24 protein-coding genes are annotated in these 21,086 nt (G+C 65.8%); 15 read left to right on the top strand and 9 right to left on the bottom strand.

The features are described 5' to 3' along the window. Positions 1-112 precede the first annotated feature (112 nt). The 5 genes from HTUR_RS24355 to HTUR_RS24335 form a co-directional block, all read right to left on the bottom strand. Positions 113-1,300: a thiolase family protein gene (locus HTUR_RS24355; RefSeq protein WP_012946035.1), complete on the bottom strand. Its 1,188-nt coding sequence runs from the start codon at positions 1,298-1,300 to the stop codon at positions 113-115. Between the two features lie 560 nt (positions 1,301-1,860). After that, entirely contained in the window at positions 1,861-2,298 is a 438-nt protein-coding gene (locus HTUR_RS24350; protein WP_012946033.1) for a universal stress protein, read from the bottom strand. Positions 2,299-2,522: 224 nt separating this feature from the next. Further along, positions 2,523-2,888: a (2Fe-2S) ferredoxin domain-containing protein gene (locus tag HTUR_RS24345; protein ID WP_012946032.1), complete on the bottom strand. Its 366-nt coding sequence runs from the start codon at positions 2,886-2,888 to the stop codon at positions 2,523-2,525. 9 nt (positions 2,889-2,897) lie between these two features. Further along, positions 2,898-3,680, bottom strand: coding sequence for a CbtA family protein (locus HTUR_RS24340; RefSeq protein WP_012946031.1), 783 nt, complete (start codon positions 3,678-3,680; stop codon positions 2,898-2,900). A gap of 3 nt (positions 3,681-3,683) precedes the next feature. Next, positions 3,684-3,872 carry a CbtB domain-containing protein gene (locus HTUR_RS24335; RefSeq protein WP_012946030.1) on the bottom strand — a complete coding sequence of 63 codons (189 nt, stop codon included), beginning with the start codon at positions 3,870-3,872 and terminating at the stop codon, positions 3,684-3,686. 245 nt (positions 3,873-4,117) lie between these two features. On the opposite strand from HTUR_RS24335, the gene HTUR_RS24330 reads away from it, so the two are divergent. The 9 genes from HTUR_RS24330 to HTUR_RS24290 are packed head-to-tail and all read left to right on the top strand — an operon-like array spanning position 4,118 to position 12,688. Further along, complete coding sequence (locus tag HTUR_RS24330; protein WP_012946029.1) at positions 4,118-5,152, top strand: monovalent cation/H+ antiporter subunit E; 1,035 nt, start codon at positions 4,118-4,120, stop codon at positions 5,150-5,152. Next, positions 5,149-5,430: a cation:proton antiporter gene (locus HTUR_RS24325; protein WP_012946028.1), complete on the top strand. Its 282-nt coding sequence runs from the start codon at positions 5,149-5,151 to the stop codon at positions 5,428-5,430. Before HTUR_RS24330 ends, HTUR_RS24325 begins: the two co-directional genes overlap by 4 nt. Beyond that, positions 5,427-5,816 (top strand): monovalent cation/H(+) antiporter subunit G, encoded by a 390-nt coding sequence (mnhG, locus tag HTUR_RS24320; protein WP_012946027.1) that lies wholly within the window; start codon positions 5,427-5,429, stop codon positions 5,814-5,816. Before HTUR_RS24325 ends, mnhG begins: the two co-directional genes overlap by 4 nt. Continuing rightward, the gene (locus tag HTUR_RS24315) at positions 5,813-6,352 is read left to right on the top strand and encodes a DUF4040 domain-containing protein (protein ID WP_012946026.1); all 540 of its coding nucleotides are present in this window, start codon (positions 5,813-5,815) and stop codon (positions 6,350-6,352) included. Before mnhG ends, HTUR_RS24315 begins: the two co-directional genes overlap by 4 nt. Then, positions 6,353-6,871 carry an MnhB domain-containing protein gene (locus HTUR_RS24310; RefSeq protein WP_012946025.1) on the top strand — a complete coding sequence of 173 codons (519 nt, stop codon included), beginning with the start codon at positions 6,353-6,355 and terminating at the stop codon, positions 6,869-6,871. Beyond that, positions 6,864-7,241, top strand: a complete 378-nt coding sequence (locus HTUR_RS24305; protein ID WP_012946024.1) for a cation:proton antiporter subunit C — start codon at positions 6,864-6,866, stop codon at positions 7,239-7,241. The genes HTUR_RS24310 and HTUR_RS24305 overlap by 8 nt, the downstream gene beginning before the upstream one ends. Continuing rightward, positions 7,234-8,880: a monovalent cation/H+ antiporter subunit D family protein gene (locus HTUR_RS24300; RefSeq protein WP_012946023.1), complete on the top strand. Its 1,647-nt coding sequence runs from the start codon at positions 7,234-7,236 to the stop codon at positions 8,878-8,880. The genes HTUR_RS24305 and HTUR_RS24300 overlap by 8 nt, the downstream gene beginning before the upstream one ends. After that, positions 8,880-10,835, top strand: coding sequence for a proton-conducting transporter transmembrane domain-containing protein (locus tag HTUR_RS24295; protein ID WP_012946022.1), 1,956 nt, complete (start codon positions 8,880-8,882; stop codon positions 10,833-10,835). The genes HTUR_RS24300 and HTUR_RS24295 overlap by 1 nt, the downstream gene beginning before the upstream one ends. Next, positions 10,832-12,688, top strand: a complete 1,857-nt coding sequence (locus tag HTUR_RS24290; RefSeq protein ID WP_012946021.1) for a Na(+)/H(+) antiporter subunit D — start codon at positions 10,832-10,834, stop codon at positions 12,686-12,688. The genes HTUR_RS24295 and HTUR_RS24290 overlap by 4 nt, the downstream gene beginning before the upstream one ends. 50 nt (positions 12,689-12,738) lie before the next feature. Here the strand turns inward: HTUR_RS24290 and HTUR_RS24285 are convergent, their stop codons facing one another. Next, entirely contained in the window at positions 12,739-13,923 is a 1,185-nt protein-coding gene (locus tag HTUR_RS24285) for a tyrosine-type recombinase/integrase (RefSeq protein ID WP_012946020.1), read from the bottom strand. Between the two features lie 124 nt (positions 13,924-14,047). Further along, positions 14,048-15,124, bottom strand: coding sequence for a glycerophosphodiester phosphodiesterase (locus tag HTUR_RS24280; RefSeq protein ID WP_012946019.1), 1,077 nt, complete (start codon positions 15,122-15,124; stop codon positions 14,048-14,050). 243 nt (positions 15,125-15,367) lie between these two features. Here HTUR_RS24280 and HTUR_RS24275 point away from each other — a divergent pair, with 243 nt between their 5' ends. From HTUR_RS24275 to HTUR_RS24265, 3 genes are all read left to right on the top strand, one after another. Next, positions 15,368-16,198: a DUF4097 family beta strand repeat-containing protein gene (locus tag HTUR_RS24275; RefSeq protein WP_012946018.1), complete on the top strand. Its 831-nt coding sequence runs from the start codon at positions 15,368-15,370 to the stop codon at positions 16,196-16,198. A gap of 296 nt (positions 16,199-16,494) precedes the next feature. Next, complete coding sequence (locus tag HTUR_RS24270; protein ID WP_012946017.1) at positions 16,495-17,766, top strand: tyrosine-type recombinase/integrase; 1,272 nt, start codon at positions 16,495-16,497, stop codon at positions 17,764-17,766. A 268-nt stretch (positions 17,767-18,034) separates the two neighbouring features. Then, a complete protein-coding gene (locus tag HTUR_RS24265; protein WP_012946016.1) occupies positions 18,035-18,367 on the top strand; it encodes a hypothetical protein in 333 nt (110 codons plus the stop codon). Between the two features lie 18 nt (positions 18,368-18,385). Here HTUR_RS24265 and HTUR_RS24260 read toward each other — a convergent pair whose 3' ends face one another. Next, complete coding sequence (locus HTUR_RS24260; protein WP_012946015.1) at positions 18,386-18,679, bottom strand: hypothetical protein; 294 nt, start codon at positions 18,677-18,679, stop codon at positions 18,386-18,388. Between the two features lie 118 nt (positions 18,680-18,797). Next, complete coding sequence (locus HTUR_RS27770) at positions 18,798-18,962, bottom strand: hypothetical protein (protein WP_008895522.1); 165 nt, start codon at positions 18,960-18,962, stop codon at positions 18,798-18,800. A 123-nt stretch (positions 18,963-19,085) separates the two neighbouring features. Between HTUR_RS27770 and HTUR_RS24255 the strand changes: the two genes are divergently transcribed. The 3 genes from HTUR_RS24255 (at position 19,086) to HTUR_RS24245 (ending at position 20,765) form a co-directional block, all read left to right on the top strand. Beyond that, complete coding sequence (locus HTUR_RS24255; RefSeq protein WP_012946014.1) at positions 19,086-19,913, top strand: alpha/beta hydrolase family protein; 828 nt, start codon at positions 19,086-19,088, stop codon at positions 19,911-19,913. Positions 19,914-20,106: 193 nt separating this feature from the next. Continuing rightward, positions 20,107-20,457, top strand: coding sequence for an ArsR/SmtB family transcription factor (locus HTUR_RS24250; RefSeq protein ID WP_012946013.1), 351 nt, complete (start codon positions 20,107-20,109; stop codon positions 20,455-20,457). Next, positions 20,454-20,765: a DUF7521 family protein gene (locus tag HTUR_RS24245; protein WP_012946012.1), complete on the top strand. Its 312-nt coding sequence runs from the start codon at positions 20,454-20,456 to the stop codon at positions 20,763-20,765. The genes HTUR_RS24250 and HTUR_RS24245 overlap by 4 nt, the downstream gene beginning before the upstream one ends. The last annotated feature ends 321 nt before the right edge of the window (positions 20,766-21,086 follow it).

Below are 21,086 nucleotides of genomic sequence, written 5' to 3'. Positions count from 1 at the left end.
AACGGCCGATAAGTAAACGTCTCGAAGACGGGACCGTCGACTGAGGTCTCGAGCCACGATCGGTCCGGAGGGACGGTTTCCGTTCGGTCGTGGCGGGTGCGTTCGGACGCGATCAGTAACTCTCGAGCAGTCCCATGATCGCGCCGCCACCGCCGATGCTCATCCCGACGAAGCCGCGCTCGATGTCGGGATCGTCACGGAGCTGGTAGGCGAGACTTGCCGCGAGCATCCCGCCGGAGGCGCCGATTGGGTGGCCGAACGCGACCGCGCCGCCCTGCGGATTCATCTTCTCGCGCGGGATGCCGACGCGATCCATGACGTAGACCGCCTGCGCGGCGAAGGCCTCGTTGATCCAGTAGGCGTCGACGTCGTCGACCGCGAGGTCGTTGCGCTCGAGGAGGTTCTCGACGACGTCGCCGACGGCCTCGTTGAACCGGTCGGGATCGCGGTAGGCGGTGGCGTAGTCGACGAGTCTCGCCACTGGCTCGAGGCCGCGTTCGTTGGCAGCGGCTTCGTCGGCCAGCAGCACGGCACCCGCGCCGTCGCTGAGTTTCGAGGCGTTACCCGGCGTGATCGTCCCGTTCTCGTGGAACGAGGTCGGCAGTTCGGCGAGTTCCTCGAGCGTGGAGTCGGGTCTGGGACCCTCGTCGGTCTCGACCGTCTCGCCGTCCGTCTCGACGGGAACGATCTCGTCGTCGAACGCGCTCGAGTCGATCGCCTCGGCGGCCCACTGGTGGCTCTCGAGGGCGTACTCGTCCTGTGCCTCGCGGGAGACTCCCTCGCGGTCGACCATTCCTTCGGTAATCTCGCCCATGTGGACGTCGAGGTTGACGTCCCACAGCGCGTCCAGCAGCATCGAATCCTTGATCTCGACGTCGCCGTACCGGCGTCCTGTCCGGTAGTCGGGGAGGATCCACGGCGCGTTCGTCATCGACTCGAACCCGCCCGCGACCGCCAGGTCGGCGCGGCCGGCGTCGATCCGATCCGCCGCGAGCGTGATCGCACTCATTCCGGATCCCGAGGCCTCGTTGATCGTCGTCGCACGCGTCTCGTTGGGCAGCGCGGACTCGACGACGACCTGTCGGCCCGGCACCTGACCGATTCCGGCCTGGATGGCGTTCCCGAGACCCACCCAGTCGATATCGCCTGCGTCGATGTCGACGCGCTCGAGGAGGCCGTCGATCGCTGTGCGGCCGAGTTCGACCGCCTCGACGCCCGCGAGCGAGCCGAGCAGCGTTCCGTGGGGTGTTCGCGCGCCGTTGACGAGGATAACGTCGGTATCAATCCCGGAACCGGACATGGGAGAGCAGTCCACACGGACCCAGATTAACCTTGGTCGTGGGTCGCAATTCGCGTGGGAGAAACGGTCGTGCTCGAAACTCGAGGGCCAGTCTCGGATCTAGCGAAGAACTGCCGACTGTAATTCCCCATTCTAGACATATATCTAGTTATAAGCTAGCAAATTAGACATATGAACACAAAGTATTTATTGGACTGGACGACAGAATCGAGTGACAGTCACGGATGTCTGTATTAATCGACCTCTTGAATTGGATCGGCGACGCTCGGAGCGGCGCCGAACGGACCAACGTCCATTACGAGTGTCGTCGCTGTGGAACGACGCTCTCGACAGACGAAGCGAACTGCTCCTCCTGTGGCTCCACAGAGATCGCTGCTATCCCCCTGTAGAACGGACTCGGACGCCGCCGCCCGGGCGCAATACGTGTTCGATTTCTCGCTCGAGTTCCCTGGTGTCGTGAACACGTCGCCGGCGCCGTCCCCGAGACTGCACACCGGCTCGGCCGCGAACTCGAGTGCATTCGATCTGCTCTCTCCTGCTGTTGTGCCGTTGGGTGGCGCCTATTCCGCTGTCTCGTGAACGACGACGACGGTCATCGGGGCGCGTCGCACGACCGTTTCCGCGACGCTTCCGAATAGCAATCGATCGACGCCGTGCCGGCCGTGGCTCCCCATTACGATCTGATCGAAGTCGTTCGTCACGGCGTATTCGACGATCTCTCGCGCCGGATCGCCCATCTCTATCGTCGTTTCGATCGGATGGTCGACCGACGCTGCGCGCTGCTCGGCCGCGTCGAACAGTTCGCGAGCTCGCTCCTCCGCTCGCTCGTGTCCCGGGAACTCCGCCTCCGATTCGACGAACAGGGACCAGTATCCTTCCGGGAGCTGAACGACGTGTAGCACGGTGATTTCTGCGTCCGGGAACTCCTTGAGCGCGTACTGAAGCGCCGCTTCGGCCTGCGGTGACCCGTCGACCGGAACCAACGTCTTCCGCGTCATGTGTCTACACACCACTCAATATCTCTTAAGATGGATTCATCGGAAACTGCTAATACACGGCCGACAGGATGTCACTCCGGGACGCTGCAGGGCTCGAACTCTCCGCCAAGGCTCGAGAATCACTGCAATAGTGACCGTACGAACGCGTTGGAACAGAAAAACCGTCGCGTCGCGAGGAACGTGGCTCGACTCCGTCGTACCGCGAGAGCGCGAGCGACCGAGCCTCACTCGTCGGCCGACGGATCGTCCGTTCGTCGCCGATACTCCTCGCCAACCCGTTCGGCGTCGGGTCCGAACTCGGTCTCGAGCAGGTCGGGCACCTCCGCCGGCCGGACGTCCGAGTACCACTCGTCGCGGGGCTGGATCGCGATCGCCGTGCCGTCCTCGCTGCACAGGCCCAGACAACCGGTTTCGATCACCGAGATCGGGTTCCAGAACGCGTCGCGCTCGCGCAGCCAGTCAGTGACCGCCTCGAGGGTCGCCTGCCCGCCGACGTCGGCACAACAGACGTACTCGGAGTCGCGGTCGTTCGTACAGACGAACACCTGTGCGGCGAGTCGGTCGCGCTGTCGGTCGGTTTGGCGTTGCATCTCGAAAACTTAGGGATTCGTCGTCAGCTGGTCGCGTGAGTTCGCGTCCGATGCATCCGTGGCGTCGACCGCGGGTTCGGCCCGCCGCCGGAGCCGATTGAACGTGCCCGCGATCAGCACCCAGATCGCGGCCTGGCTCAGCGCGGCCAGCGCCTGGTACGCCGTGACGAGCTCGCCGGCGACGTCGGGCTGGGTGACGACCGTCGGCGTGACCAGCGGCAGCACGATCGCAACCGCGGCGATCGGCACTGCGGCGGCGAGCACGCCGAGTGCCGGATTCCGGGGTGCCTCTCGCCTGTACGCGAGGATCGCCGCCGCCGAGACCACCGCACCGAGACCGACGAGACCGACGTAGATGCCGATTCTCGCGTCAACGCCGTAGAGGTGGTCGGCGCCCGGCGCTGCGGGCGGGACGACCAGCCACGGCGTCGCCGAGACGGTCAGGAACCCAGCGCCCGCGAGGACGTACGACTCGAGTCCGTCGCGGCCGGGCAGCGCCGGTTCGAAGAGGTACAGCGCAACGGCGAAGAGCCCGCCCAGCAGGATCGCCCAGAGGACGCCGCTGCCGACGCTGACGAGGGCCGTCGTCGTCTCGGAGACGACGTGTTCGGCGCCCTCCTGTGCGTGGCCGTGATCGCCGGCGCCGTGGTCGTGACCGTGTCCGGCGTGGTCGTGGCCGGCGTCGTGGACGTACTCGGTGAGGGGGTTCGCGACGAAGGCAATGTACAGTCCGTACGCGAGGCCGGCGACGACTCCCGCGAGGACGCCGCGTTGCAGATAGTCTGAGAGCATCGCTCAGTGACAGACGATGCCGGCGCCGTGGCGGAAGTTGTGCATCGCGTCGTGGGCGAGGGGATCCTGAAGGAAGAGCAACGTGAACGCGATCGCCGCCGCGAACAGCAGCCCCGTCGCGACCTGCATCGGCGTCAGTTCGGTGCGTGCGGTCTCGATCCGACCGTAAACGGTCTCGTTCGTTGCCGTCATGAAATTCGAATTGCGATAGAACAAGTATAGTTGTAAAAGTATCGGTCGGGCGGTTGGCCCGTCGTTTGACCGGCGTCACAACCGCAACAGAAAATACGGTCGTTCGTCATGAACAGCCCGTGAAAACCCAGCAAATCGGCCGGCAGTCTGGCAGATAACGAAATCGTTTTCCTACAGGTGACGCTTGACTCGACTAACGACGAGTCTCATGAATATCCATCGACGGTCACCGGGAGTGATGTGCCGTGGCGGCTGAACGCGTACTCGTACCGCTGTCGGACACCGTGACCGTCCGGCAAACGGTCGGCTACGCGGTTCAGTCGGGCCTCGAGACGGCCGACTCCCTCGAGTGTCACCTGGTCATCGCACTCCCCTACGATGTCGATCTGCCCGAAGGGAAGCGGATGAGCGACGGGGCAGAGGAGCTGCTCGAGCGGGCGGAAAACTGGGTCGAGGAGGACGCCGACGGGGCCGACGTGACGATCGAAACGGCCGTCCTCGGGACCGACGAGTACCTCTTCGGTCCCCGGGATTACGCCGAGATCTTCCGGGCCTACGCCGACGACCACGGGATCGATCGGCTCGTGCTCGATCCGGAGTACAGTCCGGGCGTCACCGCGTCGATGCTCCAGCCCTTAGAGCGGGAACTCGACCGCGTCGGGATGTCCTACGACGAGGCGCCAGTCGAGCGGGCGGCCCGTCACGGTCGTCTCGTCCTTTCCCACACGGGGTTCGATCGCCTGTTCGCGACGTTCTGGATCTCCTTCGGCTTCTATCTCGTCCTCGGAGATCCGTTCTACTGGTTCGATCTCCTCACCGGCGCGGCGGTCGCCGGCATCGTCTCGGTCTCGCTGGCCCACGTCACCTTTTCGATGCCCTTGGACAGGGTCCAGTCGCCGCTGCGGGCCGTCCGGTTCGTCTTCTATATCCCGTATCTGCTCTGGGAGATCGTCAAGGCGAACATCGCCGTCTCGGCCGTGATCCTCCGGCCGTCGATGCCGATCGAGCCGACGCTGACTCGAGTCAACGCGCGGGTCCGCAGCGGCCTCCCGCTGCTCGCGCTGGCCAACAGCATCACGTTGACGCCGGGGACCCTGACGGTCCGGGCCAACGACCAGCAGCTGCTGGTCCACACGCTGATCCCGTCGGCTCGCGAGGACCTCTTCGACGGCGGCCTCGAGAAGGCGATCCGCTTCGTCTTCTACGGCCGCGAGTCGGCGGCGATCCCGTCGCCGAAAGAACGCGACGACGCCGAGATCGTCGGAGGTGACGAACTGTGACGCCCGTTCCGCTCGAGGACGTCTTCCTCGCGGCGGCGGCGCTGTTCGTCGTCCTCGCGATCGTGCTGTTCTACCGCGCGATCGTCGGCCCGACCACGCAGGATCGGCTGCTGGCGGTCAACGTCATCGGGACGAACACGGTCGTCATCCTCGCCCTGCTGGCGGCGGGGCTCGATCAGTCGTGGTTCCTCGACGTAGCGCTGATCTACGCCCTGCTGAACTTCCTGATGTCGATCGCCATCTCGAAGTTCACCGTCGACCGGGGTGGTGTGCTGTGATCGAGCCGATCGCGCTCCAGTCGACCCTCGAGACCGTTCGGTTCTGGGCGATCGTTGCCTGTCTCGGACTGGGCGTGTTCTTCACGCTCGTTTCGACGGTCGGCGTCCTCCGGCTCCCGGACATCTACGCTCGGGCCCACACCGCCTCCCAGACGGACACGCTCGGTGCCGGCTTCGCGCTAGCCGGCGTCGCGCTCGCGTTCGGCTGGCAGCACGCGGCGGTCTACACCGTCTTGCTGCTGTTTTTCGTGTTCATCACGAATCCGACGGCGGCCCACGCCATCGCCCGCTCCGCGGCGGAGTTGGACGTCGAACCCGTCCTCGCCGAGGACGGGGGAACGGACGACACCGAGGTCGAAGCCGGAACGGAGGGCGAGACCCGATGAGCCTGTTCGCCTACTCCCTCGCGGTCTTCATCCTCGTGACGGCCGTCGCGACGGCGCTGTTCCGCGACGTGCTGTCGGTGATCATCGTCTTCGGCGCCTACAGCCTCGGGATGGCCATCCTCTATACGTTCCTGCTGGCGCCCGACGTCGCCATGACCGAGGCGGCGATCGGCGCCGGCGTGACGACGCTGCTGCTGTTGCTGACGATCGCGCGCACGACTCGACCCACGACCGACCGGCTCAGAGAGCGCATCCACGTGCCGGGCGTCGTCGCCGTCGGCGCGTTCGTACTCGTGCTCTGTACCGTCGTGCTCCCCGAGATGTACCCCGTCGGGAGCCTGGAAACGCCGGTCTGGTCGAACCCCGAGGTGACCCAACACTACATCACGGAGACCTACGAACAGACCGGCGTCGAGAACGCGGTCACGTCCGTCCTCGCCGCCTACCGTGGGTTCGACACCTTCGGCGAGGCGGTCGTCGTCTTCGCCGCCGGCGTCTCGACGCTGGTGGTCCTGAAACGCGAGGTGTTCGCCTAAATGCCCGAATCCTTCGACGATACCTACACCGAGAGTCAGGTGATCATGACCGCCGTCAAGATCATAGCACCGTTCACGCTCACCTACGGGCTGTTCATGACCTTCCACGGGGGCGACGCCCCCGGGGGCGGCTTCCAGGGCGGAACCATCGTCGGCGTCACGATCCTCATGCTCGCGTTCGCCTTCGGAATCGAACCGACCCGCCAGTGGCTGCGAAATTCCCTGCTCGTCGGCCTCGTCACCGGCGGCGTCATCATCTTCGGTGCGATCGGCCTCGGGATGGTCGCCCTCGGCGGGGACTTCCTTGAGTTCACCATGCTCAAAGAGGTCTTCCACATCAAGCCCAAGTGGGGGCTCGAGGCCGTCGAGATCGCCGGCATCTCGCTGATCGTCTCGGGGGTCATTATCACCCTCTTCTTCGCGATGGCGGCGGGGTTCGAACCCGACCGTCCGAGCGGTACCGGCGGTCTCGAGAATCGCCACGACTCCGCCGACGGGGAGGTGAGCGACGATGATTGAACTCCTCGCGAGCCGCTACACGTACGTGTTGATGTTCGTCCTGCTGGGCATCGGGATCTACATGGTGATCGCCAGCGAGAACCTCGTGAAGAAGCTGATCGGGGTGAACCTCTTCCAGACGGCGATCTTCCTGTTTTTCATCTCGATGGCCTACATCGACGCCGACGGCGCGTCGGCGCCGATCGTTCCCCACCACGGCGAGCCCGGGGAGGTCATGGTCGCGAGCCCGCTGCCCCAGGTCATCGTCCTGACCGCCATCGTCGTCGGCATCGCGCTGACGGCGGTCGGGCTGGCGCTGATCATCCGCATCTACTCGGAGTACGGAACGCTCCGCGAGGATACCCTGCGGGAGGTGCGTGCCGATGAATAGCAGTGTCGTCGAACTACTCCCGCCGCTGCTGATCGTCGCCCCGATTCTCGCGGCGACGCTCCCGATCGCGCTCGGCCTGCGGTTCGACCGCACCGGGTGGTCCGTCGCCGCGATCACGACGGCCGCGCTGTTCGTCGCCGCCGGCTACCTCGCGAGCGCCGTCCACGCCGGCGGCAGAGTGGTCCACACCCTCGGCGGCTATCCCCGAACGTACGGGATCCAACTCGTCGCCGACCAGTTCTCGATACTGGTCGTCCTGCTCGTGACCGGGGTCGCCACCGGTGTCCTCGCGTACACGCGACGCGGGGGCCCGCGCGGGAACACGTTCTACACCGCCTACCTACTGTTGGTCGGCGGACTGCTCGGTATCTCGCTGACTGGCGACGTCTTCAACCTGTTCGTCTTCCTCGAGATCTCGAGCCTCGCGACCTACGCGCTCGTCGCCAGCGGCGACGGCCCGGAATCGGCGGTCGCCGCCCTGAAGTACCTCATCTTGGGGACCGTCGCCGCGTCGATGTACCTTATCGGCGTCGCGTTCGTCTTCATGGCGACGGGGACGCTCAACATGGTCGAGTTGGCCGAGGCGATCCCGAACGCGGAACGCCAGACCCTGATTCAGGCCGGGTTCGCGTTCATCGTGGTCGGCTTCGCGACCAAGGTCGCCCAGTGGCCGCTACACACGTGGCAACCGAGCGCCTACGAGCAGGCCCCCGACGGAGCGACGCCGCTGATCGCGGCGCTGGTCTCGACGGCCTCCGCGTACGCGTTCGGGCGGCTGATCGTTACCGTCTTCGAGGTCGACTATCTCGCCTCGATGCCGCGGGCGGCCTCGATCGTCCTCACCGTCGGCTGCGTGAGCGTCCTCGCCGGGACCGTCCTGGCCGTGATCCAGCGCGAGGTAAAGCGGATGCTCGCCTATTCGTCGGTCTCGCAGTTCGGCCTGGTGATCGCCGCCTACGGCGTCGTCATCGCTGGCGGTTCCGAGACGGCGTTTACCGGTGCCGCGATCCACCTGGTCGGCCACGGGATTCTCAAGGCCGGCCTCTTCCTGTCGGCGGCGATCGTCGCGACGAGCTACGGCGCTCGCACCGTCAACGAGTACGCCGGCCTCGCCGAGCGGCGGCCGGTCGTCGCCGGCGCGATGGCCGTCCTCCTGTTCGCGCTGGTCGGCGTCCCGCCGGCCGTCGGCTTCGTCGGCAAGTGGTACATCGCGCTTGGCGCCGTCGAGGCCGAACTGTGGCCCGTCGCGGCCGTGATCTTCCTCAGTACCATGCTCACCTTAGCCTACGCCGCTCGCCTGCTCGAGAAGATGTACTTCACGCCGGCCCCCGGAGTCGAGTCTACCCACGGACACGGGCCGGGAGCGGTCGCGACCGACGGTGGCGACGAGAGCGCTGGCGATGCTCGCGAGAATCCAGCGTCGGACGACGGCGCGATCGAGACCCCGCTCGCGGCCGGCGTCTCGTACGATCCGTCCGGCGGTCCCGGTCGTGACGGTCACGGCCGATCGACGGACCCGGTCTCGAGCGGGATGGTCGCGGTGGTCGTCATCGCGGCGATCGTCGCGGTCGCGCTCGGCTTCGCTGGTGGAGCGTTCGCCGACTTCCTCGAGCCGTTCCTCACGGAGGTGTTCAACTAATGGTTGCAGACCTACGACCGCTCGCCGCCGTGTTGGTGTCGGCGGTCGCGATCGTCCTGATTGTCGCGTCGCATCGCCGTCCGAATCTCCGCGAGGGCTGGTCCGTACTGGCCGCGCTCGGCAAGTTCGGAATCGTCGCCAGCATGCTCCCCGCGGTCATGTCCGGTACCGTCTACTCGTGGAGCCTCTACGAGAGCACGGGGCTTCGGTTCCTCCCGGGCGTCGACTTCGCGCTGCGGGCGGATCCGCTGGGGATCCTCTTTGCCTTGCTGGCGAGTTTCCTCTGGATCTTCACGTCCTTCTACGCGGCGGGCTACATGCGCGGGCTCGACGAGCACGCCCAGACCCGCTTTTTCGCCTCGTTCGCGGCGAGCCTCTCGGCCGCGGTCGGGATCGCCTTCGCCGCGAACCTGGTGACGATCTTCGTCTTCTACGAGCTGCTGTCGCTCGTAACCTACCCGCTGGTCGCCCACAACGAGGACAACGAGGCCCGGATCGCCGGCCGGAAGTACCTCACCTACACGTTCTTCGGCGGCGGGGTCTTCCTGCTGGCCGGGACCGTGATGGTCTACTGGCTGACCGCGTCGATCAACGGCGATCCGACGCTGGCCTTCGAGTCCGGCGGGATGGAGGCGCTCGCGACGGCCGCGCAAGCCGAACCCGGCTTCGCGCAGGCCGCGTTCTTCCTGCTGATCGCCGGCTTCGGCGTCAAGGCGGCGCTGATGCCGCTGCATTCGTGGCTCGCGGACGCGATGGTCGCGCCGACGCCGGTCTCCGGGCTGCTCCACGCGGTCGCGGTCGTCAAGTCCGGCGCCTTCGGCGTCGCGCGGGTCATCTTAGACGTCTACGGACCGGGACTGATCCACGACCTGCCACTCGACGTTCCGGGGATCGGCGAGGTCGGGCTCAACATCCCCGTCGCGATCGTCGCCGCGTTCACGCTGACCGCGGCCTCTATCATCGCGATGCGCAAGGACCACCTCAAGCGCCGGCTGGCCTACTCGACGACCGCACAGCTGTCCTACATCGTGCTCGGGCTCTCGATGTTACACCCCTACGCGATGGTTGGCGCCTTGTTCCACATCCCCGCCCACGCGTTCGCGAAGCTCACGCTGTTCTTCTGTGCGGGGGCGATCCACGTCGAGACACACACCGACTACATCAGCGACATGGCCGGCATCGGCAAACGGATGCCGCTGACGATGGGTGCGTTCACGATCGGCGCGGCCGGGATGGCCGGCCTCCCGCCGATCGCCGGCTTCGTCAGCAAGTTCTACATGCTGATCGGCTCCGGCTACATGGGCGGCGAGTACTGGATCTTCGCCGGCACGCTGCTCCTCTCGGGCGTGCTCAACATCGCCTACTTCTGGCCGGTCGTCTACACGGCCTTCTTCGAGAGCGAGGACCGCCACGACGCCAAACCGGTCCTTGAGTTCCCGCGCGGCGGGATCTTCGAGTCCTACGGTGACACCGCTCGGGGCCAGAAGGAAGGCGTCGCCACGGACGGCGGCGCCGATCGGTCCGAGCGGGAAGCCCCGGCGGACGTGGACGACGAGGGCGCCGACGCTGACGCGGCTGCCGTCGACGACGAGAACGGGAACGAGGACTACGAGTACGCCGTCGATCAGTATCCGAGCGACCACACCGTTCCCGACAACGAGCAGGGCGAACACGTCAGCTCCGTCGACCACCACGGCGACCACGACGACCACCTCACCGGCGGACCGCCGGCCGGCGGCTGGCAGCGACAGTCGCCGTTCGGCGAGAGCACGTGGCTCATGCTGGCGCCGATCGCGATCATCGCGACCGGCGCGGTCGTCCTCGGGGTCGTCCCCGACCACGCCGTCTTCCTCGACCTGATCACGCACATCGTGGAGGGCGTCTTCGGCGTCGACTCCTTCGACCAACTGCAGGGCCTGTCCCTCGAGGAGGCCCTGGAGGTGATGTCCGAATGATCGAAAGCGATCTCCTGACGATGGCTTACCCGCCGCTGCTGGTGTTCGCGGCGGCGTTGCTCGTGCTCGTACTGCCCCGAATCGCCGGCTTCGCCGCCGGCGCGCTGAGCCTCGCGGGCGTGTTGGCGATCTCGGTGTACGCCCCCGAAGGGAGTTACCTCACCGGCACCTTCCTCGGGTTCGACGTCGTCGCCTTCCACGTCGACGGCTTCTCCCAGATGATCGGCATCGGACTGGGCTTCCTCGGGATCTGTTCGGTCATCTACGCCTACTCGAGCGGTGCCAGCCGCGAACTGGTCGCGATCGCGCTCACCTACGTCGCCTCCTCGCTCGGGGCGGCGTTCGCCGGCGACTGGCTCGTGCTCGTGTTCATGTGGGAGCTGATGGCCGTGACGAGCACGCTGGTCGTCTGGCACTACGGCGGCGACGCCGTCCGGGCCGGCTTCCGCTACGCGTTGTTCCACGGCACCGGCGGCGTGATCGTGCTGCTTGCCGTCGCCGCCCACTACGTCGAGGCCGGGACGTTCGTCTACGACGGAACCGGGATCGCGTCCGGGCTGCCGGCGATGCTCGCGGTGCTCGGAATGGGCGTCAACGTCGGCTTTATCGGGCTCCACACGTGGCTGCCCGACACCTACCCGCGGCCGCACTTCGCGGCGTCGGTGTTCCTCTCGGTCTACACCACGAAGACGAGCGCGTTCGTCCTCTACCGGGCGTTCCCCATCGGCGCCGAGAGCGAACTGGGAATCTACATCGCGTACATGGGCGGACTGATGTCCGTCTACGGGGCGACGTTCGCCCTGTTGCAACACGACATGCGGGCGCTGCTGTCCTACCACATCCAGGCCCAGCTGGGCTACATCGTCGCCGGAATCGGGATGGGCGCCTGGATGGTCGAAACCGAGATCGCCACCGCTGGGGCGATGAGCCATCTGTTCAACAACATCCTGTTCAAGAGCCTGCTGTTCATGGCCGTCGGCGTCGTCATCTTCCGCACCGGCGAGGAGGACCTCTACAAACTCGGCGGGCTCTGGCGCGAGATGCCGCTGACGGCGATCGGATTCGGCCTCGGCGCGCTCTCGATCACCGCGATCCCCGGCTTCAACGGGTACATCAGCAAGGGAATGCTCTTCGACGCGGCCGATCCCCACTACTACGGGGTCCACGAGTTCGAGGCGCTGTACTGGCTGCTCTGGATCGGCGCGATCGGGACCCTCCTGTCGTTCATCAAGCTCGGCTACTACGTCTTCTTCCACGGAGAGAGCGACATCTCGGTGCCCGACGCCAGACCCGGCCAGACGATCGCCATGCTCGGACTGGGTGGGGCCTGCCTGCTCTTCGGCGTCTGGTGGCAGGGACTGGCCGACCTCGCGCCGACGATCCACGCCCACGGCGGTGAGTTCTCGTTCGTCTACCCGAACGACGGCGAGGGCCACCTCCACCCCTATAGCTCGAGCCACCTCGAGACGGCGGGAATTCTGACGGCAGTCGCGCTCGTCACCTTCGCCGTCGTCCGCAAACCGCTCTCGAAGCTCGATCTGGGCGATCCGGCGCGGGTCGTCTTCCCCGCGGGCTACTACGTCGGCCGGTGGTCGATGCTCGCGACGACCGAACTCTACCGGGTCGTCGACGCCGCGGCCGTCGGCCTCGTCAAGCGCTGCTACTGGATCGGCAACAACCCGGTGCTGGCCGTCGACGCCGCCGCTCGCCGCGTTCCCGGGGTCGACGTCGAGGATCGGCAGCCGACCGATGGCGGTCGACCGTCGACGATTCACCTCCGGGCGAGCATCGGGACCACCGTCCTCCTGCTGACGGTCGTGCTGACGGTGATCCTCCTGTTGCTCCTCGTCTAAGGCCCCTCAGGGAGCTATCTGTTCTCGAGAAAAACGCCAGCGCAGTCGACTCAACCGTTTTCCGATGGATCGTCTTTCCCGCTCGAGTCGATCGGATCGACGTCGATCACGACCGGCTGTTCTTCCGGGACGGCGATCGCCTGCTCGAGTACCGACGCGCGTAGTGCTGGTTTCGCGTCGGTCGCTTCGCGCCGATAACCGGTGGCGTCCTCGCCGTCGCCGGTGCCACGGACGCCCCGCGGCGTCAGGTAGTCGCCGTCGACGTCGACATCGGCGGCCTCGCAGAGGCGTTTGAGCACCGAGCGGGCGCCCTCGGTCGTGATCGCCGGCGGGGCGATCGTCCGCTCGCGGGCGAGTTGCGTCGCCGTCCGCTCGTCGAGCAGCGATTCGATCCGTGTCTCGTCGTGGCCGCGCTCGGCCAGCACTTCCCTGACTCGGCGAGCGATCGAGGGCGCGTGACGGGTCGGAAAGAGGGGCCAGTCGTTCGACGGCGGATCGAGGACGACACGGTACCGTCGCAGCGGCGTCCGGGCCGGTGCCGGCAGCGGCACGTCCTCTAAGCGCTGGGACTTGCCCAGCACGCGGACCGTCCCGGTATAGAAGTCGACGTCGTCCCACGTCGCCCCCGTCCGACGCTCGTCGTCGGGGACGCGAAACAGCTCGGAGCCCCGAACCCCGGAGTGAGCCAGCAGCGCCACCAGCGCGTACTCCCGGAGTCGGTTACAGCGTTCGTCGCGGTCGATCGGCTCCGTCGCGGCCTCGAGGGCTCGCTCGCGGACGTGAGTCTCGAGGCGCCGGCGCTGGTCGGCCGTCCAGAACTCGCTGTCGGGTCGCTCCTCGGCGGTCGGCAGGGCGGATTCGGCCGCGTCGGTCGCGGCCGGGTTCGTCTCCAGGATCCCGCCGCGGACGCACCACGAGAGAAAGGCCCGGACGACCGCGTAGTAGGTGCCAGCGGTAGAGGCGGCGTACTCGCCCCGGTCGGCTCGGGCCCGCAACTCGTCGGCGTACGATCGCATGTGCTCGACCTCGAGAGCGAACAGCGACCGGACGCCGTGTTCGCCCTCGAGCCAGTCGGCCCAGCGGCGCAGGATCGATTCGGCGTTCGAGGCGTAGGTGCCGGCGCCCGGGCCGTCCGGGTCGCCGACCGCCTTCCGCTGGAGGTAGGCGTCGACCGCGTCGATCACGGCGACGTCAGTATCGGCCTCCGTCTCGGTGTCAGCGCCGGAGTCGGTCACGACTCGATCACCCGCAGCAACCGCCTCGTGAGATCGCCGCCGCTGATCATCTACTCGTACGATACTGCGCCACCGCCCTAAATCTGTGTTTCGGTCCCACAGAGTCGAACCACTCGCGGCGCCGTCAGTTCGTCACGCCGAACCGGCGCACGTCGGCGTAGTCGCTGATCAGCCCGTCAACGCCGGCCGCCGCCAACTGGTCGGCCTGGTACCAGGTCTCGAGGGTGAAGACGTTCACGTCCCGCCCTTCCTCGTTGGCGACCGCGAGGAGGTCGATCTCGTCCCAGCCGGCGTCCTCCGCGTAGTGCTGGTCGGCGTAGAACGGCGTATCGCGGATCATATCGTACGGCGGATGGATCGCCTCGGCCTCGTAGCGGCGGGCGACCTCGAGGCCGGCTTCGACGGAGTCCCAGAGCAGCGGCGCGACCGGGTAGTCCGACGCCTCGCGGGTCGTCGCTAGCGCCGCCTCGTAGAACGACGAGAAGAGGTACTCGTGGTCGAAGTCGTCGACGACCGCGAGCACGTCGGTGACGAACGGCTGCCAGAGCTCTTTCTGCCCCGCGAGTTCCTCGCTCGAGAGCGACTCGGCGAATCGAACGTCGAACGAGCCCGGGTTCTTCAGCTCGACGTTGACGCCGACGTGGGACGGAATCGCCGCGAGAGTCTCGCGCAGTCGGGGAACGGTCTCGCCGCTCTCGAGCACTTCGGCGCTCGTGACGGTCTCAGTGTCGGTCTCCCAGACGACGCCCTCGGTGTCGGTGAGGCCGCGCTCGCCGCCGTCGCGCTCGGCGAGACGGTCGTCGTGGAAGACGACGACGTCGCCGTCGGCGGTCGGAACGACGTCGATTTCGATCATGTTCGCCCCGCGGGACGGCGCGTACGGCGACCGGATACCGCGGGCCGACGCCTCGACGGCGCCGACGGTGTTCTCGGGGTAGAGTCCGGCGAATCCGCGGTGGGCGATCAGATCCGGCTCGTCGGTCCGATCGACGAACCCGCGTTCGCGCGATCGGTTGCGCTGTCGATTGTCGGAGCCGGCGGATCGATCGCGCTCGGTCCCGCGGCCGCGATCGGCGCTCGCAGCGCCGACCATGCCGATCGCCGACGCCCCCGCAGCGGCGATAACGGACCGCCGCCGGAGCGCGGACCCCGAGGTGTCTGGATGGCCGGTTCGTCTCTCGTCGCCGTTGGGATCGGACATCTGTACGTCAGCGGACCTGAAACACAACTAATACATCTTATATTTCTAATTCGTACTAACCCGTGGCAGTATCCGTGTCAACGTCACGCACTGGGACGCCGGGAAGAGCTATGATCGTCCACGGGATGAACTGCGGATCGAGCGGAAGTCGACGACCGATCGGAGCGGCTGACTGTCGGTCCGACCGAACGCTCTCCGCCGGTGACTGTCGCCATTATATCGGCCGATGAAGTACGTCAGAGTATGACTCCCACGACATCGCGACGGTCGATCCTGGCTGGGATCGCCGTCGGGACCGTCGCAGGGGTGGCCGGTTGTCTCGCGGACGGCCGCGATGTCGAGGAATCGGTCACCGAAACGCACTCCGCGAGCGACCTCTCCGCGGTGTCCGTCTCGACGGCCATCGGCGACGTCGACGTTCGCTCGACATCCCGAGACGAGGTCGTCGTCGACGGCCGAAAGGCCGCCGTCAGCCCGGACGACCTCGAGACGATCGGGCTCGAGACGGTCGCCGACGGCGACTGCCTCGAGGTGGCGGTCCAGCGGGACGACTCGCGGATGCTCTTCGGTCTCCGTCCCGTTCCGGTCCTCGATCTCTCTGTCGTGGTCCCCGATCGCCTCGCGGTCCGCGACGTCGACACGAGGACGGGTGAAATCGACGTCAGCGACGTCCGCGGCGATCTCACCGCGGTCACGGAAACCGGCGACGTCCGCATCGAAGCCGTCGACGGAACCGTCTCGGCGACGACCGACGCCGGAACGATCGAACTTGTCGATCCAGCGTCGATCGAACACCTCGAGACCGACTCCGGCGACGTTACGGCGACACTGCCGGATATCGAACGGGACGCGACGATCGAGACGTCATCCGGCGACGTCGAACTCCGCCTGCCCGATCGACTGGATCTGACGCTCGACATCACGACCGATTCGGGCAATATCTCCGTCTCCGGCGTAGCGGATCTACCGAAGATGGCCGGCGATTCGCTGATCGAGGCCGTCGTCGGACAGGGAACGCATCGACTCGAGGTGCGGACGGAGACGGGGACCGTGACGGTGACCGGGCGGGAATAATCGGCTGAGTAGCGCGGCGCTCGTCGTTATAGTAATCGCGCCTCTCGAGCAAAGTTCCGGACTACTTCTGGATGGTCCCGGCCGGCGCCTCTGGGACGAAAATTCCGTATATCGATATATGGTTTATTTCTACAACGCATCAATAGGATCAGATTTCTCCAATCCGGGTTGTCTCATGCAGACAACGCAGTCACCAGTAGTTTTACGGTATTGTCAGTTGTAGCGAAACGTGTGAAAACGAGGGTCTTAGAATACTCCCAACTCGGAGCAAACGGCCTTCTCGAGTGGGTGAGACGATGAGTAGCGGTGAGACGATCAACTGGTCTCGGATGGATCTCCGAGAACTCCAAGCGTTTTGGAACACGGAGATCGAACCCGTCCTCGCTCGAGAGGGGCTTGACCTCGAGACGCGACCAACCTACACGGAGATCGCCGAAGCCGGCTACTCGGGAATCACCTACGCGCTTCGAGAACATCACGAGCTGACGCTCGCACAGTTCCTCGCGACGGTCGGCTATCCAGACCCCGATACTGACGACGACTACCCGTGGGGTATCGACGATGAAACCACCATCCACGAACTCGAGTTGTACCTCGAGACCTACCTTCGCCGGCAGAACCTCGCGGACAGTACGATCGACTCGAAACGCGCCCGCCTCGCGAAATACGTCCGAACCTACGGCGACCTCCACAGCCGGGACGATATCGTCACTCCGCTCCGGAACGACGACGAACCACGGCGAGACGAGAAACAGCGGGTGCGGGACGTGTTCGACGTACTCGACGGCGACCTCTCGAGCGCCGAATCGAAGTACAAACACCTGACCGACGTCCGACAGTGGTACGAGTGGCTGGCCGGCGATCGCGACGCTGCGTACAATCCAGCCCGCGGCGCTCCACACGAACGCGCATGGAGCGAGGAGACGCCCGACGCCGAGGACCGCAACCCGGACGCACTCGAGCCCGACGACGTTCGGGCGCTCGCCGACGCCTGCGAAGCCGTCAGCGACCGCCTGCTAGTCGTTGCGACGTGTGCATGGGGCCTTCGTCGCGGCGAGGTCGCGGCGCTGTCGACGGCCCAGTTCGAACCGCGGACCGACGATGGCGGATTCGACTTCGACGCCGACGACCCGCGGATCGTCTTCGAGACGCGAAAAAACGGACCCGGAACGGTCTCAGTACACTACGGCCTCGAGACGCTGGCCGATCGGTGGGCGCAACTCGCCGACCGCGACGAGTGGGACGGCGAGTATCTGTTCCCGAGTACCGCGGCTGCGAGCGGCCACGTCCGGCCGGACACGGTCACGAATCGCTTCAAGCGACTCGCAAAGCGAGCTGGTCTGGATGACGGCGATGAGACGCCGACGCCTCAGTACGGCCGCCGGTTCTGGTATCGGACCTACGCCGACGCCGTCGAACGCCTCTCGAGGCAGATCGAAGCGGTTGCGGACGAACAGGGCAGCGACGACGCGCAGGTCGTCGTCGAGAACTATCTCGGCGAAGAAGAGGCCCGGCGGCGTCGCCGGGAGTTCATGCGGGAGGAGCTTGCGGACGCGTTTGAACGGTGATTACAATGTGGACGATTCAATTCAGAAAGCGACTCTCAGGATTGATTTGGCCCCCTCACGGACCGCGTTCTCTGACCGGGTAGCGACACGCCCCCGTGGGATAACTGGCGATCAGATTCAGCTCTGGACCTAAGCGAGTCGACTCGTATCCCTCGAGTAACATCACTGTGAGGACTGCTGTATCCGCGGTCGCTCTCGAGTCGTTCGAGTCCCGGACGAACCCGTGTCCGTCCGGCGAGGTCTCCGATTCGACGGTCGGGAGGGACCGATGACCGACGCCGAAATCAGACGCAGTTGGCTCGTCTCCGCCGCATCGCTCGCGCTGTGGGCCGTCAGCGCCCTGTCGCTCGTCGGGTACATGCTCGCTATCGGCCCCGCGAGCGTCCAGCGACAGGTCCCTAACGGACTTTCCCGGAGCGCCCTCGAGTCGGGTGTCGAACCGCTGGTCGTCCTGTTGGGAGCGACGGTCGCACTCGGCGCGCTCGCGGTGGTCTCGCTGCTGTACTACAGCTACGCGCAGTGGCGACACGTGGAGCGGCGTCGGCGTCGACTCGAGTCCGAATCGACGTCTGACTCCGACCGCGGTGTCGAACGGGCGTAACGCGACGCCCGAAACGTCTCAGTCGTCCTGCTCCGGGCCGGCGGTCGCGTTTTCGTCGTCGCTGTCGTTCTCCTCGCTCTCGTTGGCGTCCGGGGCGTACCCCGTCGGCTCGCCTTCTTCTTCCATGTCGTCACCGACCTCGTCCGGGTGTTCGGCCTGTTCGTCGTCACTCGCGTTACCGTCGCCGTCGCTCTCGTTGGTCTCGGTCTCGTTCTCGTCACCTGACCCGCTGTCGCTACAGCCAGCCAGTAGCGCCATCGATCCGACCGCGCCGAAACCCAGTTCGAGCGTCCGTCTGCGGGAACAATCCATCGTCGTCTCTCGGGGAATATTCGGGACGGGAGTATATCGACGATGCTTGCGATACCGTCCGAATGCCGTCACGTCGTTGTTTCGGACCCGCCGACGTGAGCCGAATCGGACGGCCGCGTTAGGACGGGTGCTGGTGTCTGACCTTCTCGGCGATCTGTCCCGGCACTGGCGTCCCGCAGTCCGTACACTTCCAGCTGGGCGTCGCGATTCCCGGCTCCTTTTCGAGGTCCTGCTTGAACTCGAGGAGGGCGCCGCAGGTACAGCGGTAGGTCGTGCGGGTCATAGTCGATAGATTGCGCCGATCGGAAGTAAATGGTTGGCCGATGGCGGTCCTTCGCCCCGCTCGAGACCCACAACCGGCGTGAAACGGCAACGCATACGGTCGCGACCGTCCTGCGATCGACCGATGACCGAAACGGAACACCGCGTCACCGTCGCCGACGGGGAGACGGTCGCCGCCGTCCATCACGAGGCCCCCGGCGACGACTGGATCGTCTTCTGTCACGGCTTTCTGAGCGACAAGACCGGGAGTTACGAACGCCGGTGTCGGCGGGCGGTCGAGCACGGCTACAACGCCGTCCGGTTCGACTTCCGCGGCTGCGGGGCGTCCGACGGCCGGTTCGTCGACCAGACGCTGAGCGACAAACTCGCGGATCTGCACGCCGTCCTCGAGTACGTCGCGCCGCCGTCGATCGTCCTCTTCGGCTCGAGTTTCGGCGGCAAGGTCGCGTTCCACGCGGCCGTCGACGACGAGCGAGTCGAAGCTGTCGCGACGAGAGCGCCCGTGACGTACAACCGCGCGTTCGACGAGTATCGGGCGATCGTCGAGCGCGAGGACGAACCGAGTGGGACCTCGAACAGGCGAGCGGGAGCGAAGCGACACGCGAGCCGCGAGGGTCCCGATGGAGCGAGCGGTGAAACCGCGAGCGAGGAGCGACACGCGAACTGCGCGGGTATCTACGAGTTCGAAACCGGTGACCGAATCGACGCGCGATTCTTCGACGATTTCGAGACCTACGAGTTCGACGACGTCGCCGCCTCGCTGTCGGTCCCGGTCGCGATCTTTCACGGGCGCGACGACGACTCCGTCGACATCGGAGACAGCGTCGACGCCGCGGCCGCCCTGGAGACGGACGTCCTCCTCGAGGCGTTCGCGACGGAGGGCCATCGGTTCTCGGCCGACGCGGAGGATCGGCTGCTCGAGCGGCTGTTCCACTGGCTCGAGACGCAGTGATTTCGGACGTCCTCCTCGACTGTTTCGGGGTGGCACGATCTGTGGTAAACCTTATATCGGTATATAGAATGGGTGCTGTCGAGACGACAGCGGTTGGACGCGGCTCCTACATATCGATTCACTCGAGAGCGAATTTTCTCGATCAGAAAAACCGGACCGTTTTTGATACTAATAGGGAAACGAACAGGTAGCAGTGAGTGAGGATACCGATTTATCGACGGTGCTCGCCGTGCTCGACGACGAGTACGCACGTGACATCCTCACCCATACGAGCGTCGAACCCATGTCTGCTAGTACCCTGAGCGAACGGTGTGATGCGTCCCTGCCCACGATCTACCGACGGCTCGATCGTCTCGAGGAGTGTCAACTCGTCTCCGAAGAGACCGAACTCGCCCCCGACGGCAACCACTACAGCGTCTACAGCGCGAACCTCGAGTCGCTGGAACTCTCCCTCGGCGACGGCGAGTTCGAACTCGAGGTTACGTACCAGGACGAAGAGGACGTCGCCGACAAGTTCACCCGCATGTGGGAGGGGATGCGATGACCCGGGACGTCGTGCGAATCGATCAGGCGCCCCTGTTCGAATTGTTGACCGTCGCGAGCCTCTTCCTCGTCGCGCTGATCGGGACGCTCATCGCGTACCAGGCCTACCGCGGCTACCGCCGCAACGACGCGTCGTCGATGCTCTATCTGGCCGTCGGCCTGCTCTTTCTCACCCTCTGTCCGTTTCTGATCAACCTGACGGTGACGACCGCGTTTCAGGCGGACCAGGTCGTCACGGTCTTTCTCGAAAACGTCAGTCGACTCGTCGGATTGCTCGCGATCATGTACTCGCTGTACGGACAGCATTAAGGGTTCGACGCGGCGGAAATCTATCAGAACGCGATCCTCCGTGGGCCGAAGCGAACTGCGGGGAGAGGGGACGGATGGATCAGGACGGCCCGGATGGGGAAGGCCGCCTGACGATCAGGGTGGGGCTAGACGATGGGGATGGGATGATCGGATTCGACGGGGAGAGTGCCGTCGAGAGTCGGGTGCTCCGCCCCAGTCACTCCTTTCGGCTGTCCCCTAATAGTGCTACGAGTGCGTTTTCTGGGTCGGAAAATCCTCACCAGTCGGTATCCTGACGACGGAGACTGGTGGTAGCACGGTCGCTGACGGCTCGAAAGCCGT

Source organism: Haloterrigena turkmenica DSM 5511, assembly GCF_000025325.1.
GTDB lineage: Archaea > Halobacteriota > Halobacteria > Halobacteriales > Natrialbaceae > Haloterrigena > Haloterrigena turkmenica.
This window is presented reverse-complemented; position numbering and strand designations above follow the sequence as displayed.

Bases quoted from the DNA above. Each gene is read 5' to 3' on its own strand.
- HTUR_RS24355 (WP_012946035.1), bottom strand. From the start codon at position 1,300: ATGTCCGGTTCCGGGATTGATACCGACGTTATCCTCGTCAACGGCGCG.
- HTUR_RS24350 (WP_012946033.1), bottom strand. From the start codon at position 2,298: ATGACGCGGAAGACGTTGGTTCCGGTCGACGGGTCACCGCAGGCCGAA.
- HTUR_RS24345 (WP_012946032.1), bottom strand. From the start codon at position 2,888: ATGCAACGCCAAACCGACCGACAGCGCGACCGACTCGCCGCACAGGTG.
- HTUR_RS24340 (WP_012946031.1), bottom strand. From the start codon at position 3,680: ATGCTCTCAGACTATCTGCAACGCGGCGTCCTCGCGGGAGTCGTCGCC.
- HTUR_RS24335 (WP_012946030.1), bottom strand. From the start codon at position 3,872: ATGACGGCAACGAACGAGACCGTTTACGGTCGGATCGAGACCGCACGC.
- HTUR_RS24315 (WP_012946026.1), top strand. From the start codon at position 5,813: ATGAGCCTGTTCGCCTACTCCCTCGCGGTCTTCATCCTCGTGACGGCC.
- HTUR_RS24310 (WP_012946025.1), top strand. From the start codon at position 6,353: ATGCCCGAATCCTTCGACGATACCTACACCGAGAGTCAGGTGATCATG.
- HTUR_RS24305 (WP_012946024.1), top strand. From the start codon at position 6,864: ATGATTGAACTCCTCGCGAGCCGCTACACGTACGTGTTGATGTTCGTC.
- HTUR_RS24300 (WP_012946023.1), top strand. From the start codon at position 7,234: ATGAATAGCAGTGTCGTCGAACTACTCCCGCCGCTGCTGATCGTCGCC.
- HTUR_RS24295 (WP_012946022.1), top strand. From the start codon at position 8,880: ATGGTTGCAGACCTACGACCGCTCGCCGCCGTGTTGGTGTCGGCGGTC.
- HTUR_RS24290 (WP_012946021.1), top strand. From the start codon at position 10,832: ATGATCGAAAGCGATCTCCTGACGATGGCTTACCCGCCGCTGCTGGTG.
- HTUR_RS24280 (WP_012946019.1), bottom strand. From the start codon at position 15,124: ATGTCCGATCCCAACGGCGACGAGAGACGAACCGGCCATCCAGACACC.
- HTUR_RS24275 (WP_012946018.1), top strand. From the start codon at position 15,368: ATGACTCCCACGACATCGCGACGGTCGATCCTGGCTGGGATCGCCGTC.
- HTUR_RS24270 (WP_012946017.1), top strand. From the start codon at position 16,495: ATGAGTAGCGGTGAGACGATCAACTGGTCTCGGATGGATCTCCGAGAA.
- HTUR_RS24265 (WP_012946016.1), top strand. From the start codon at position 18,035: ATGACCGACGCCGAAATCAGACGCAGTTGGCTCGTCTCCGCCGCATCG.
- HTUR_RS24260 (WP_012946015.1), bottom strand. From the start codon at position 18,679: ATGGATTGTTCCCGCAGACGGACGCTCGAACTGGGTTTCGGCGCGGTC.
- HTUR_RS27770 (WP_008895522.1), bottom strand. From the start codon at position 18,962: ATGACCCGCACGACCTACCGCTGTACCTGCGGCGCCCTCCTCGAGTTC.
- HTUR_RS24255 (WP_012946014.1), top strand. From the start codon at position 19,086: ATGACCGAAACGGAACACCGCGTCACCGTCGCCGACGGGGAGACGGTC.
- HTUR_RS24245 (WP_012946012.1), top strand. From the start codon at position 20,454: ATGACCCGGGACGTCGTGCGAATCGATCAGGCGCCCCTGTTCGAATTG.